Consider the following 13,003-nt stretch of genomic DNA (forward strand, 5'->3'; position numbering starts at 1 on the left):
TTCCTTTCCTAAATCTCGTTGGAAAGGCAACGCACTGGGCCCCGCTCGCGTTCCCTAGGCGCCTTGTAAAACAGACGTTATCAGACCGCGCAGCGAGTTTCCGACGTAAATCGCCCGCGCATTCAGCAGATCATCCAGCGTCAGGTGCTGTATCCGCACCTTGCCCGCGCAAATCAGACTGGACCGCAGCACACCGGGCAGCAAACCGTCCGAGATGGGCGGTGTCACCAGCCCCTGCCCCAAGTCGGCAAAGACATTGGTGATTGTCCCCTCGCACACATGGCCCGCGCCGTTCAGATAGATCAACTCGTCCACATCCGCAGGCATCGCGGCGCGGTCGCGGTCATAAAGCTGTCTTTGGGTGGTCTTCACGCCCAGCCACGGGTCATCGGCATCCAGCCGCGTCTCGGCAACAGCCAGTCGCCACACCGTCCCCTCGGGCAGGGGCGTGTAGGGCGCATGGGTGATCTCTGGCCGACCGCCTGCATCCACAGTCAGCCGCACGCGCTGCGGCCCATCAGCCTCAAACGCAGCTAGCGCCGCCTCGACCCCGATGGGCGCAATCCCCAGCCGCCGCGCGGCAAAGGCCAGACGTTTGCGGTGAACATCCCCGCGCTCGAAACCGCCCTCAGGCGTCCAGAGCATGGTTTCGATCAGGCGGAAACCTTGGTCGGCAGGCGGGCGTAGCGGGCTTTCCATAGGGCTTCCTCGTATTCGCTGTCGGCGGTAGAGTCCCACACGACCCCGCCCCCCACGTTCAAGGTCACATCCGCGCCGTCCACCAGCAGGGTCCGGATCGCCACGTTGAACTCGGACCGCCCGTCGGGGGCCATCCAGCCGATCGACCCACAGTAGATGTCGCGGGGACCGTGTTCCAGTTCGTGAATGATCTCCATCGCGCGGACCTTGGGCGCGCCGGTGATCGATCCGCAAGGGAATAGCGCCGTCATGATCTCGGCAAAGCCGACACCTTTGGCCAGCTGTGCCCGCACCAGCGATGTCATCTGGTGCACGGTCGCGTAACTCTCGACATGGAACAGCTCGGGCACTTTGACAGAGCCGGGCACTGCCACGCGGCTGACGTCATTGCGCAGCAAGTCCACGATCATCAGATTTTCGGCGCGGTTCTTTTCATCCTGCGCCAACCACGCCTTGCGGCGCGCATCCTCGGCGGGGTCATCGCTGCGGGGCTGGGTGCCCTTCATCGGGCGAGTCTCGATCACGCAATCCGCAGAGGTGCGGAAAAACAGCTCGGGACTGCGGGACAGCATCGCGGGCAACCCGTCCTGCAGAACCAAAGCCCCATGCTTCACCGGCTGCACCCGCGACAGACCCTCGTACAGCGCCTCGGGCGATCCCGAGCAGCGCGCGGTCATCGGAAAGGTCAGGTTCACCTGATAAATGTCGCCCGCCCCGATATAGGCGTGCAAACGGTCGAACGCATCCTCGTACCGATCCGCCGACCATACAGGGGCCACATCGGACAATTCCGCAGCACCGCCCGACAAATCGCGCACCACAGGCGCGTCATACACGCCAAATCGCAACAGCGGCACACGCCGCCCCTCTGGCATCAAGGGCATCAGCCGCGGCTCCAAAGCATAGCCGAGCTCATAGCTGGCATACCCAGCAACCCACGCACCGCCCGCCAAAGCGTCATCCACCGCAGCCAAAGCCGCAGCCACCTGATCCGCCGACCACGCCTCGATCACGCGGCGCGCGCCCTGAAAACAGGTGCCCTCACCCATGGGGCCATGATCGAAACGAATCTCCAAAACGGTCTCCTGTGCCATCCGTAGGCGGGACTTAGGGGATTACACGCGCAAGGACAGAAAAGAAAACGCCCCCTGCGGGATTTTTTCCGTCCTTTTTCCGGATAACTGCGGCTGCTACGCCATGTGCTCTTTACCGAGGCGCATCTTAGGCCCTATCCCCCCTTGCAGATGGGTCGCCGATGTCTATAACGCACGACAATTTGCGCACCCTCCGCGCCCGAACTGCCAGCCTGGGGATTACCGATATGCCGAAAAGAACCGATATCAACTCGATCATGATCATCGGAGCCGGACCGATCATTATCGGTCAGGCCTGCGAGTTCGACTACTCTGGCGCACAAGCCTGTAAGGCCCTGCGCGAAGAAGGCTACCGCGTCATTCTGGTGAACTCGAACCCCGCGACGATCATGACCGACCCCGGTCTGGCCGACGCCACCTATATCGAGCCCATCACCCCCGAGGTCGTTGCCAAGATCATCGAAAAAGAGAAACCCGACGCCCTTCTGCCCACCATGGGCGGTCAGACCGGCCTGAACACCGCGCTGTCCCTCGCGGACATGGGTGTTCTCGAAGAGCACGGCGTCGAACTGATCGGTGCCAACCGCGAAGCCATTGAAAAGGCCGAAGACCGCGCCCTGTTCCGCGACGCCATGGACAAGATCGGTCTGGAAAACCCCCGCGCGACCATCGTGACCGCGCCCAAGAATGAAAAGGGTCACTATGACCTAGAGGCTGGCGTCGCCATCGCGCTCGAAGCGCTGGAAGACATCGGCCTGCCCGCGATCATCCGTCCTGCCTTTACACTTGGCGGCACCGGCGGCGGCGTGGCGTACAACCGCGAAGACTACATCCACTACTGCCGCACCGGCATGGACGCCTCGCCCGTAGGTCAGATCCTTGTCGATGAATCGCTGCTGGGCTGGAAAGAATACGAGATGGAAGTGGTCCGCGACAAAGCGGATAACGCGATCATCGTCTGCTCGATCGAAAACGTCGATCCCATGGGTGTGCACACCGGCGACTCGATCACCGTGGCGCCTGCGTTGACCCTGACCGACAAAGAATACCAGATGATGCGCACCGCCTCGATCGCGGTTCTGCGCGAGATCGGCGTAGAAACCGGCGGCTCGAACGTTCAGTGGGCCGTGAACCCCAAGGACGGCCGCATGGTCGTCATCGAAATGAACCCCCGCGTGTCGCGCTCGTCCGCTCTGGCGTCCAAGGCCACCGGCTTCCCCATCGCGAAGATCGCGGCCAAGCTGGCGGTTGGCTACACGCTCGACGAACTGGACAACGACATCACCAAGGTGACGCCCGCGTCGTTCGAACCCACCATCGACTACGTCGTCACCAAGATCCCGCGCTTTGCGTTCGAGAAATTCGCAGGCTCCGAGCCGCACCTGACCACCGCGATGAAGTCGGTCGGTGAAGCCATGGCCATCGGCCGTACCATCCACGAGTCGATGCAGAAAGCACTGGCCTCGCTGGAAACCGGTCTGACCGGCTTTGACGAGATCGAAATCCCCGGCGCGCCTGATGTCGCCGCCGTGACCAAGAAACTGGCCGAACAGACCCCCGACCGTATCCGCGTCATTGCGCAGGCCATGCGCGAAGGTCTGACCAACGACCAGATCCAGGCCGCAACCGCCTTTGATCCTTGGTTCCTCGACCGTATCCGCGAAATCGTGGAGGTCGAGAACGAACTGAAGAAAGACGGCCTGCCCGTCACCGAAGAGGGCCTGCGCCGCGTCAAGATGTTCGGCTTCTCGGATGCCCGTCTGGCCAAACTGACCGGCCGCGACGAAGCTCAAGTGCGCCGCGCCCGCCAGAACCTGAACGTCGTCGCGCAGTTCAAGCGTATCGACACCTGCGCCGCGGAATTCGAAGCGCAGACCCCCTATATGTATTCGACCTACGAAAGCCCCGTCATGGGCGAGCCCGAGTGCGAAGCGCGTCCCAGCGACCGCAAGAAGGTCGTGATCCTTGGCGGTGGCCCCAACCGCATCGGTCAGGGCATCGAGTTCGACTACTGCTGCTGTCACGCCTGCTACGCGCTGACCGACGCAGGGTTCGAAACCATCATGATCAACTGCAACCCCGAGACCGTGTCGACCGACTACGACACCTCGGACCGTCTGTATTTCGAGCCCCTGACGCTGGAGCACGTGCTGGAAATCCTGCGCGTTGAAATGTCGAACGGCACCCTGCAGGGCGTCATCGTTCAGTTCGGCGGCCAGACCCCGCTGAAACTGGCCAACGCGCTGGAAGAAGAGGGCATCCCGATCCTCGGCACCTCGCCCGACGCGATCGACCTTGCCGAAGACCGCGAGCGTTTCCAGGATCTGGTCAACCGTCTCGGCCTCAAGCAGCCCCACAACGGCATCGCGTCCACCGACGAAGAAGCCTTCAAGATCGCAGAGCAGATCGGCTACCCGCTGGTGATCCGCCCCTCCTATGTTCTGGGTGGCCGCGCCATGGAAATCGTCCGCGACCTGCCCCAGCTCGAGCGTTACATCGCCGAAGCCGTGGTCGTGTCCGGCGACAGCCCCGTCCTTCTCGACAGCTACCTCTCCGGCGCGACCGAGATCGACGTTGACGCCCTGTCCGACGGCAAGGATGTCCACGTTACCGGCATCATGCAGCACATCGAAGAGGCTGGCGTGCACTCGGGCGACTCCGCCTGTTCGCTGCCCCCCTACTCGCTGCCCAAAGACATCATCGAAGAGATCAAGCGCCAGACCGTCGCGCTCGCCCTCGAACTGAACGTCGTCGGCCTGATGAACGTCCAGTTCGCGGTCAAGGACGGCGACGTCTACCTGATCGAGGTGAACCCCCGCGCCTCCCGCACCGTGCCCTTCGTGGCCAAGGCAACCGACAGCGCCATCGCGTCCATCGCGGCCCGCGTCATGTCCGGCGAGCCCCTCTCGAACTTCCCGCTCCGCCCCTCGTATCCCGAAGGCTCGGACATGGACACCGAGATGCCCATCGCCGACCCCATGACCCTCGCGGACCCGAACATGCCGTGGTTCTCGGTCAAAGAGGCCGTGCTGCCCTTCGCCCGCTTCCCCGGTGTGGACACCATCCTCGGGCCGGAAATGCGCTCGACCGGCGAAGTCATGGGCTGGGATCGCAGCTTCCCCCGCGCCTTCCTCAAGGCCCAGCTTGGCGCAGGCACCATCCTGCCCCGCGAAGGCCGCGTCTTTGTCTCCATCAAGACAGAGGACAAGACCGCCCAGATGCTCGAAGCCGCCCAGCTTCTGGCCACAATGGGCTTCGAGATTGTCGCGACCAAAGGCACCGCGGACTGGCTCACCGGACATGACGTGCCCGCCACCTTGGTGAACAAGGTCTACGAGGGCCGCCCGAACATCGTCGACATCATGAAGGACGGCGGCATCGATCTGGTCTTCAACACCACCGAAGGCGCGCAGTCCGTGGCCGACAGCCGCGAAATCCGCTCGGTGGCGCTCTATGACAAGATCCCCTACTTCACCACCGCCGCCGGCGCCCACGCCGCCGTGCTGGCCATGCAGGCCCGCGAAGAAGGCGATATCGAAGTGAGATCGCTTCAGGGGTAACCCTGAAGCACATCGCTAGAAACAACGAAGGGCGCCAATCGGCGCCCTTTTGCTTAGAAGTCAGACGCCTCATTAGCCGTCGGTCCTAGAGTTAAAAGCAACTCGTCGAGTACTTCGTCAGCACCACTTTCCTTTCGAATTAATTCATCCATGAAGTCGTCCAAAATCTTAAAGTAGGACGCCCCAGACACAAAGTGATCTCGGTCCAGATCTTCGTCATCAAATGAATCGACAAGCTTTCCCGCGGAATCATTGATAAAGATTACGTACTTGTACGGGAAATTATCCGTCTGAGAAGACCTAGCGAAGACAATCGTTTTTCCCGAGATCGACGTTACAAAACACGCCTCTTCAGCAGTAGACTTCCACAGAATATCGCCAGATCGACTGCTAGAAACTAGTCTATTGGTAAGTGTGCGCCACTTATCCTTCGTCTTCTCAGATGTTTTCGTTTCCATCGTGGTCCCCTAGTAACCTCTTTACCTCCGCCAATGCGACCGCCAAACTCTCCTTTTGGTCGTCAAGCATACTCAAAGTCTTTGCTTTCTCCATAGCTTTTTCTCTATCCGTCGCGCAAACGTTCGCTATTCTTCCTAGAAGCTTCATTTGGGAATTAAGCTCAGAGAGCCGATTCTTTAAATCTTCTGTTATAGCTAGGTCTCGGCCCTGTGCGATTGGCCCCACTAGGGTTCTTACGATGTGTGATTTATCAGAAATTACTTCGTAGCTTCCCGCATGGACTCGAGTCTTCAAATCATCAATAAAAGACCCCGCTTGGTGCAAATCAGCAATCAAATCTACATGTGCTAGCTTAGAACGGGTCCTCTCGGCGGCGAGTTGAGAAGCTTCCGCAGCAGTTTTTGCACGCCAAGATAAATAAATTGTGATCCCAAGACCTACAAGCGAGACTACCAATCCGACCAGCGAAGAAAGATTGCCCCAATTTTCAATAAGCCAAGAACCTGATGAAGAGATATTCTCGGGTTCGTCCAAAACAAGAATTCCTATGATCTAGCTATCCTCGTGAACTATATAATATCAATCTTGAAGTGAAGTGAGAATTCGTCCTATCAAGCGAAGCGTGTTTTCATAAAAGAAATCATTGCTGAAGAGGGGTGAGATGGAGATGCGGAAGCGCTGCTTTGAGCGTCTTTGCTACCCTAGGCTTTACCCCCATAAGCGTTGAGAAATTCTCAGGCGGCCTAACTGCAATATCCATGACCGACCATTACCCCTGCTTCGCCCGCCAAGCCTCAGCCCGCTGCGCCATCTTCGCATCAAACTCTGCCTCGGCCCGATCATAATCCCCGAACTCTGGGCGCATCTCGTCCTTGCGCTGGATATCGCTTTCCTGAAATTCCTCGATCGTGTCCCGCGAGTTGATCAGCCCTGACAGCTTCGACAGCATAAAGGCCACCAGCACGTCGTTCATCCGCGTGGTGTAGCCCTTCCCTTGTTTCTTGAAGAACCGGATCACGTCCTCTTCGACCCACAGGGTGACCTTCTTTTTCCGCCCCGCCCCGCGCCGGTTCAGCATGTCCCGCCAGTCATACGGAATGCGTTTGTCATTAATGATTGGCTGGTGCAGGTCCCATTCCAGTCGGGCCAGCACATCCATCAGATAGCCAAAGTGTTCGCGTTGTTTCGGGGTTTTGATTTCGGGGATCAGCATGGCACACCTCATCGACTTGGATGCCTAACAGTCCGCAAATTCGGTAAACGCCCGCTGGAGCCACCGTACGGAACGTCAGTACGTGATCCATACGCTTGCCAGCCGTGATCCAGACGCTAAAAGAAGCGCCATGGCCAAGCTCTATTTCCACTACTCCACCATGAACGCGGGCAAATCGACGGTCTTGCTGCAGGCATCCCATAACTATCTGGAAAGAGGGATGAAAACCTACCTGCTGACCGCAGAAATAGACGGCCGCGCAGGCACAGGCCGCATCGCCAGCCGCATCGGCATCGGCGCCGAGGCGGACACCTTCAACCCATTGGAAAACCTAGAGGAAAAGGTCATATCCCGCCTCAAGTCCGGCGAAATCACCTGCATTTTCGTGGACGAAGCGCAGTTCCTGACCGAAGACCAAGTCTGGCAACTTGCCCGAATTGTCGACGATCTGTCCATTCCGGTCATGTGCTACGGCTTACGCGTTGATTTCCTTGGAAAACTTTTCCCCGGATCAGCGGCATTGCTCGCTTTGGCAGACGAAATGCGAGAAGTCCGCACAATCTGCCACTGCGGAAAAAAAGCCACCATGGTCATCCGCAAAAACCCCGACGGCTCCGTCCAAACCTCTGGAAATCAAGTGCAAATTGGCGGCAACGAAACCTACATCAGCCTCTGCCGCCGCCATTTCCGAGAGGCCACGGGCGACGCGACCATCACCTCTTAACCTCTTTCTTGGTAAAAATACCCAAATCAGACTGGATTCACCAATTCCCGCCCTTCGGCAAACGCGATCAGGTTCTCAACCGCGACCATCCCCATCGCCTCGCGCACTTCCAGCGCCGCCGTGCCCAGATGCGGCAACAAAACAACGTCCGAGCGGGCCATTAACGTTTCGGGAACCGCTGGTTCATTTTCGTAAACGTCCAAGCCCGCACCGGCGATGTCTCCAGCTTCCAACGCCGCAATCAGTGCCGCCTCGTCCACCACATCACCCCGGGCGATGTTTACCAAATACCCGTCAGGTCCCAGCGCCTTCAGCACCTCGGTATCCACCAGATGCCGCGTCTCAGCGCCGCCTGGAACGGCCACAACCAGCACATCCACCGCAGCCGCCAGTTCCGCCGCAGACTTGTGCCAAGACGTCTCCATCACCGCCTCTTTGGGCGTCCGAGAGCAGTAATGCACCGTCATATCAAACCCATAGTGGCAGCGCCGCGCAATGGCCTGACCAATGCGCCCCATCCCCAGAATGCCCAAGCGTTTGCCCGTCAGGTGCATTCCCAGCATCTGCGTGGGATGCCAACCGGTCCAGCCACCAGAGCGCACCAGACGTTCGCCTTCGCCAGCGCGGCGCGTTACCATCAGCATTAAAGTCAGCGCAATATCTGCCGTTGCATCAGTAACAGCGCCGGGTGTGTTGGTCACCAGAACGCCAGCGCCCTTGGCCGCAGCCACGTCGATATGGTTAAAGCCAACGCCAAAATTTGCCAGCAGCTTGCAGCGCCGCTTATCTACGGCGTCAAATACCTTGGCGCTATAAAGATCGCGCAACGTGGGCAAAACCACGTCATAATCACGCAAGCTTGCCGTCATTTCATCGAATTCCATAGGCAATTCGCTGGGACGGACAGTCATTTCAAACCGCTCGGCCAAGGCATCCAAAACCTTTTCGGGCAGCGGGCGGGTCACAAACAGCTTCAGCATAGGCGCGCTCCGATTGGGGTTTCTTTGTCTGGGGTGGCCAGAACGACTGCATCGTCGGCGTCGTGGAAGCCAAGAACCAAGACCTCGGACATGAACTTGCCAATCTGGCGCGGCGGGAAATTCACAACCCCCATGACCAAGCGGCCGACCAACTCTTCGGGCGCATAGTGGACGGTGATCTGGGCAGAGCTGCGCTTTTCCCCAATCTCGGGCCCGAAATCGATCCAAAGTTTGATCGCGGGCTTGCGCGCCTCTGGATAGGGTTCGGCTTTGACCACGCGGCCGACGCGGATGTCGACTTTGGCGAAATCGTCATAGGTGATCTCAGTCACGGCCCAACTCCCGACTGCGGTCTGCGGCAGCCTTGACAGTTGCACGGACCAGAGACGGCAAACCAGCGTTCTCGTCCATCAGCACTTCGAGACCCGCTTGGGTGGTCCCATTCGGGCTAGTCACGTTCACGCGCAGCTGCGCGGGCGTCTCATCCGCCCCTTCGGCCAAGGCACCTGCACCCGCGACGGTCGCCTGCGCCAGTTTCATCGCCAGCTCTGGCGACAGACCCTCGGCCTCTCCAGCCGCAGCAAGGCATTCGATCATGTGGAACACATACGCGGGACCAGAGCCAGACAGGGCGGTCACAGCGTCCATCTGATCTTCGCTCTCCAATCGCACGGTCTGGCCAACCGCCTGCAACAGGGCCTCGGACAGGGCCAGTTGATCTTCGGAAACGTTGGCATTGCCGATCAGAGCGGTGATCCCTTGGCCTACGGCCGCGGGTGTGTTCGGCATACAGCGAATGATCGCACTGTCTGCGCCCAAAGCAGCCTCGTAGGTGGCCAGAGATGTCCCCGCCGCCACCGAGACGAACAGCGTGTCGCTGCCCATTGCCGCCAATGTCGGCAGAGCCTCGCCCATCATCTGGGGCTTAACAGCGATCAGAACCAGCGCGGGATTGGCAGGCAAATCGGCGTTCACATGGACGCCTTGGGCCTGAACCCAGTCAGAGGGGAACGGGTCAATCACCCACACCGAGGTGTTCGGCAGTCCGCCCTTGAGCCAGCCCGCCAACATGGCCGAGCCCATCTTCCCACATCCCAGCAGAACAAGGCCGCGTTCGGCCACGTCTTTCATATCCATAAGGAAATCCCCGTTTTTCAGGGGCAGGTCCAGCCCGCCCCGCCTGAATTTGGGGACAGGTTAGGCGCGGCCGTACGCCTCTGCAATGGCGACTTGCAGGCCATCCGCAGGCTCGCGTCCGCCCCAAGCCACCAGCTGCATCGCAGGATAGAAGCGCTCTGCGTTCGACACAGCGCTGCTGATCATTAAGTCCACCTGCGCAGCCGTTGCCAGCTGACCGCCAGCCAGTAGCAGACCATAGCGATAGACCATTAGGCGATGTTTTTCCCAGTAGCTAAACGCACCAGACCAGACCTGATCGTTGATCAGGTTCAACGTCTCGTACACCTGCGGCATCCGGTGATGCGGCGGGTCCATTTCAAAGGTGCAGACCAGACGCAGCGTCTCGTCATAGTCTGACCACGCGAGGGTGATCGAATACGTGCGCCACTGCCCCACGACCGCCATGGCGATCTGGTTGTCCCCGACCCGGTCGAAATCCCAAGCCCTGTTTTCAGCTAACGTTTCCACAAGGTCGATCGGATGAAGATCGTCGCTCAGGAATTCTTCTGTTACCGCCATGCCGTCACCTCGATTTTTTAGATGGCTTTGGGACGTGGCAGCGCCCCAAGCGCTAGGTGCCTGCTCAAGGAAAAGCGGCATAGCGCCGCTCTCTATACGACATATGGTGCGGGTTATTGATTCGTTCGTCCAGCGATTTCTGCAGGCCGAGTCGCAATAAGTTGTGGATAGATCAGGAAAATCGCCCAAATCCGCCCACTTGCAAGACGGCTGTCACTAGACCCAAAAAGAGTCAAGGGGCGACACCGATGCGCCGCCCCTTGATCCAATTTTCGCCCAAAAGTCGGGTAAGTGACTCTTAACCCTGACCTTTTTCCAGAGCATCAAGACGCGCCTTCAGCGCCTCGTTCTCTTCGCGGGCTTTTTGCGCCATGGCGCGCACCGCGTCGAATTCTTCGCGGGTGACAAAGTCCCGCTCGGCCAGCCAACGGTCCAGCACAGAGCTGACTGCGGTTTCGGCCTCTTGCTTTGCGCCTTGGGCGACACCCATGGCGTTGGTCATCAGTTGCGAAAGATCGTCGAAAATCTTGCCCTTGGTTTGCATTGGTGTCTCCGGCGTTACATTTGACTTCTATATGGGGCGTGACGGCGTCAGGCTCAACCTTGACTTCGCCTGAAAGACAACGGCACACAGACGCACATGCAGGCACTTATACCGTACCCCAACTTTTCCCCCGAACTCTTTTCGATCGAAATCGGCGGGTTCGCGTTCGCCCTGCGCTGGTACGCGCTGGCTTATATCGCTGGCCTGATCATCGGCTGGCAGCTCATCGTGCGCGCCCTAAAGCGCCCGAGCCTGTGGCAGAACGACCAGCCCCCGATGACCCCGCGCCAAGTCGAGGATCTGCTGACTTGGATCATCCTTGGTGTGATTGTGGGCGGCCGTCTGGGCTTTGTCCTGCTTTACAAACCGCTCTATTACATGGCCCACCCCGCCGAGATCCTGATGGTCTGGCATGGCGGCATGGCCTTTCACGGCGGGTTTGCCGGGGTTGTCGTCGCTGCGTGGCTCTTTGCCGCCCGTAACAACATTCCCAAATGGCCCCTTGCCGATGCGCTGGCGCTGGCAGCGCCCACGGGCTTGCTGCTGGGCCGGATCGCGAACTTTATCAACGCCGAACTTTGGGGCCGCCCGACCGATGTGCCGTGGGCGATGATCTTTCCCACCGATCCGCTTGGCCTGCCCCGCCACCCCAGCCAGCTGTACGAAGCCGCGCACGAGGGCCTGATCCTTGGCGCCCTGATCCTCTGGATGGTATGGGGCCGCAAATACCTGCGCACGCCGGGAATTGTGACCGGAACATTCGTTGCGGGCTATGGATTGTCGCGCTTTATCGTCGAATACTTCCGCGAGAGTGATCCGCAGTTCTATGAATCCAACCCCTATGGCTACGCGCTCTGGGTTGGGGACTACGGGCTAAGTATGGGACAGCTTTTGTCCCTACCCATGCTGCTGATCGGACTTTTTATCGTTGCCTACGCGCGCCGCAAACATAGCATTCGCCCATGACAGAGTTGCTTGACCATTTCCTGAGCCGGATTTCCGCCCAAGGTCCGATCTCCTTGGCTGACTACATGAGCACGTGCCTGCTGCATCCGGATCTGGGGTATTACACCAACCGTGACCCGTTGGGTGCACGGGGGGATTTCACCACCGCGCCAGAGATCAGCCAGATGTTCGGCGAAGTCATCGGCCTCGGGCTGGCCCAAGCGTGGATGGATCAAGGCACCCCCGAGCGCTTTGTCATGGCAGAGCTTGGCCCCGGTCGCGGCTCTTTGATGGCCGACATACTGCGCGCCACGCGCCGCGTGCCGGGGTTTCATGCCGCCGCCGAGGTGCATCTGGTCGAGGCGTCGCCCGCCCTGCGTCAGGCGCAATCGGCGCGCTTGGCCGGCTATATGCCAACGTGGCACGACCACTGCGCAGACCTGCCCGACGATGTGCCGCTCTACCTCGTGGCCAACGAATTCTTTGACGCTCTGCCGATCCGCCAGTTCCAACGCGCTCAGGATGGCTGGAGCGAAATTCTGGTGACCGCGGCCGAAGGTCGCCTGACCCGTGCCCGTGCAACGCCCGCGCCTTTGGACGCGCTCGCCCATCGGCTTGATGACACGATCGAGGGTGACTTGGTCGAAACCTGCGCCCCCGCCCACGCCATGGCCGCCGAGATCGGCAGCCGGATCGCCAAGAATGGCGGCGTCGGGCTAATTATCGACTACGGCGACTGGCGCTCTCAGGGGGACACGTTTCAGGCGCTACGTCGGCACGAATACGCCGACCCGCTGGAGATGCCCGGCCACGCCGACCTGACCGCCCATGTAGATTTCGAGGCGATCGCAACCGCCGCCAGCCCCGCAAAATATACCCGCCTGACGGGACAGGGCCTGTTTCTAGAGCGTTTGGGCATCACCGCCCGAGCGCAGGCACTGGCCAAGCAACTGACCGGAACACCTCTGGAAAACCATATCGCCGCGCATCGCCGCTTGACCCACCCCGAAGAAATGGGAACGCTCTTCAAAGTGCTCGGGATCTACCCCGAGGGCGCCCCAATTCCCGCAGGACTCAGCGAATAATC

Annotated in this window: 14 protein-coding genes; 4 read left to right on the forward strand and 10 right to left on the reverse strand. The window is 59.8% G+C overall.

Annotated elements, in window-relative coordinates; genetic code table 11:
• Positions 1-54 precede the first annotated feature (54 nt).
• Positions 55-699 (reverse strand): aminotransferase class IV family protein, encoded by a 645-nt coding sequence (locus N4A58_RS11045; RefSeq protein WP_293709593.1) that lies wholly within the window; start codon positions 697-699, stop codon positions 55-57.
• A complete protein-coding gene (locus tag N4A58_RS11050; RefSeq protein WP_293709595.1) occupies positions 654-1,775 on the reverse strand; it encodes an aminodeoxychorismate synthase component I in 1,122 nt (373 codons plus the stop codon). The genes N4A58_RS11045 and N4A58_RS11050 overlap by 46 nt, the downstream gene beginning before the upstream one ends.
• Positions 1,776-2,020: 245 nt before the next feature.
• Between N4A58_RS11050 and carB the strand changes: the two genes are divergently transcribed.
• Positions 2,021-5,353: a carbamoyl-phosphate synthase large subunit gene (gene carB / locus N4A58_RS11055; RefSeq protein ID WP_293709597.1), complete on the forward strand. Its 3,333-nt coding sequence runs from the start codon at positions 2,021-2,023 to the stop codon at positions 5,351-5,353.
• 53 nt (positions 5,354-5,406) lie between these two features.
• On the opposite strand, the gene N4A58_RS11060 is transcribed toward carB, so the two are convergent.
• The 3 genes from N4A58_RS11060 to N4A58_RS11070 form a co-directional block, all read right to left on the reverse strand.
• Positions 5,407-5,811, reverse strand: coding sequence for a hypothetical protein (locus tag N4A58_RS11060; protein WP_293709599.1), 405 nt, complete (start codon positions 5,809-5,811; stop codon positions 5,407-5,409).
• Positions 5,792-6,346, reverse strand: coding sequence for a hypothetical protein (locus N4A58_RS11065; RefSeq protein ID WP_293709601.1), 555 nt, complete (start codon positions 6,344-6,346; stop codon positions 5,792-5,794). Before N4A58_RS11065 ends, N4A58_RS11060 begins: the two co-directional genes overlap by 20 nt.
• A 235-nt stretch (positions 6,347-6,581) precedes the next feature.
• Positions 6,582-7,025 carry a BrnA antitoxin family protein gene (locus tag N4A58_RS11070; protein WP_293709603.1) on the reverse strand — a complete coding sequence of 148 codons (444 nt, stop codon included), beginning with the start codon at positions 7,023-7,025 and terminating at the stop codon, positions 6,582-6,584.
• A gap of 130 nt (positions 7,026-7,155) precedes the next feature.
• Here N4A58_RS11070 and N4A58_RS11075 point away from each other — a divergent pair, with 130 nt between their 5' ends.
• Entirely contained in the window at positions 7,156-7,749 is a 594-nt protein-coding gene (locus N4A58_RS11075) for a thymidine kinase (protein ID WP_293709605.1), read from the forward strand.
• Between the two features lie 26 nt (positions 7,750-7,775).
• Here N4A58_RS11075 and N4A58_RS11080 read toward each other — a convergent pair whose 3' ends face one another.
• The 5 genes from N4A58_RS11080 to N4A58_RS11100 all read right to left on the reverse strand — a co-directional run bounded on the left by N4A58_RS11080 (position 7,776) and on the right by N4A58_RS11100 (position 10,971).
• Positions 7,776-8,729 (reverse strand): D-glycerate dehydrogenase, encoded by a 954-nt coding sequence (locus N4A58_RS11080; protein ID WP_293709607.1) that lies wholly within the window; start codon positions 8,727-8,729, stop codon positions 7,776-7,778.
• On the reverse strand, positions 8,723-9,061 hold the full coding sequence (locus N4A58_RS11085; RefSeq protein ID WP_293709609.1) for a tRNA-binding protein: 339 nt from the start codon (positions 9,059-9,061) through the stop codon (positions 8,723-8,725). Before N4A58_RS11085 ends, N4A58_RS11080 begins: the two co-directional genes overlap by 7 nt.
• A complete protein-coding gene (gene proC, locus N4A58_RS11090) occupies positions 9,054-9,866 on the reverse strand; it encodes a pyrroline-5-carboxylate reductase (RefSeq protein ID WP_293709611.1) in 813 nt (270 codons plus the stop codon). Before proC ends, N4A58_RS11085 begins: the two co-directional genes overlap by 8 nt.
• 60 nt (positions 9,867-9,926) lie before the next feature.
• Positions 9,927-10,427 carry a YbjN domain-containing protein gene (locus N4A58_RS11095; protein WP_293709613.1) on the reverse strand — a complete coding sequence of 167 codons (501 nt, stop codon included), beginning with the start codon at positions 10,425-10,427 and terminating at the stop codon, positions 9,927-9,929.
• A gap of 298 nt (positions 10,428-10,725) precedes the next feature.
• Complete coding sequence (locus N4A58_RS11100) at positions 10,726-10,971, reverse strand: accessory factor UbiK family protein (protein WP_293709615.1); 246 nt, start codon at positions 10,969-10,971, stop codon at positions 10,726-10,728.
• Positions 10,972-11,067: 96 nt separating this feature from the next.
• Between N4A58_RS11100 and lgt the strand changes: the two genes are divergently transcribed.
• Both lgt and N4A58_RS11110 read left to right on the forward strand, forming a co-directional pair.
• A complete protein-coding gene (lgt, locus tag N4A58_RS11105; RefSeq protein ID WP_293709617.1) occupies positions 11,068-11,937 on the forward strand; it encodes a prolipoprotein diacylglyceryl transferase in 870 nt (289 codons plus the stop codon).
• Positions 11,934-13,001, forward strand: coding sequence for an SAM-dependent methyltransferase (locus tag N4A58_RS11110; RefSeq protein ID WP_293709619.1), 1,068 nt, complete (start codon positions 11,934-11,936; stop codon positions 12,999-13,001). Before lgt ends, N4A58_RS11110 begins: the two co-directional genes overlap by 4 nt.
• Positions 13,002-13,003: the final 2 nt, after the last annotated feature.

Source organism: Donghicola sp. (genome assembly GCF_025210255.1).
GTDB lineage: Bacteria > Pseudomonadota > Alphaproteobacteria > Rhodobacterales > Rhodobacteraceae > Donghicola > Donghicola eburneus.

Coding starts and splice junctions, on each gene's coding strand:
- N4A58_RS11070 (WP_293709603.1), bottom strand. CDS start 7,025: ATGCTGATCCCCGAAATCAAAACCCCGAAACAACGCGAACACTTTGGC.
- N4A58_RS11045 (WP_293709593.1), bottom strand. CDS start 699: ATGGAAAGCCCGCTACGCCCGCCTGCCGACCAAGGTTTCCGCCTGATC.
- N4A58_RS11110 (WP_293709619.1), top strand. CDS start 11,934: ATGACAGAGTTGCTTGACCATTTCCTGAGCCGGATTTCCGCCCAAGGT.
- N4A58_RS11080 (WP_293709607.1), bottom strand. CDS start 8,729: ATGCTGAAGCTGTTTGTGACCCGCCCGCTGCCCGAAAAGGTTTTGGAT.
- N4A58_RS11060 (WP_293709599.1), bottom strand. CDS start 5,811: ATGGAAACGAAAACATCTGAGAAGACGAAGGATAAGTGGCGCACACTT.
- proC (WP_293709611.1), bottom strand. CDS start 9,866: ATGGATATGAAAGACGTGGCCGAACGCGGCCTTGTTCTGCTGGGATGT.
- N4A58_RS11100 (WP_293709615.1), bottom strand. CDS start 10,971: ATGCAAACCAAGGGCAAGATTTTCGACGATCTTTCGCAACTGATGACC.
- carB (WP_293709597.1), top strand. CDS start 2,021: ATGCCGAAAAGAACCGATATCAACTCGATCATGATCATCGGAGCCGGA.
- lgt (WP_293709617.1), top strand. CDS start 11,068: ATGCAGGCACTTATACCGTACCCCAACTTTTCCCCCGAACTCTTTTCG.
- N4A58_RS11075 (WP_293709605.1), top strand. CDS start 7,156: ATGGCCAAGCTCTATTTCCACTACTCCACCATGAACGCGGGCAAATCG.
- N4A58_RS11095 (WP_293709613.1), bottom strand. CDS start 10,427: ATGGCGGTAACAGAAGAATTCCTGAGCGACGATCTTCATCCGATCGAC.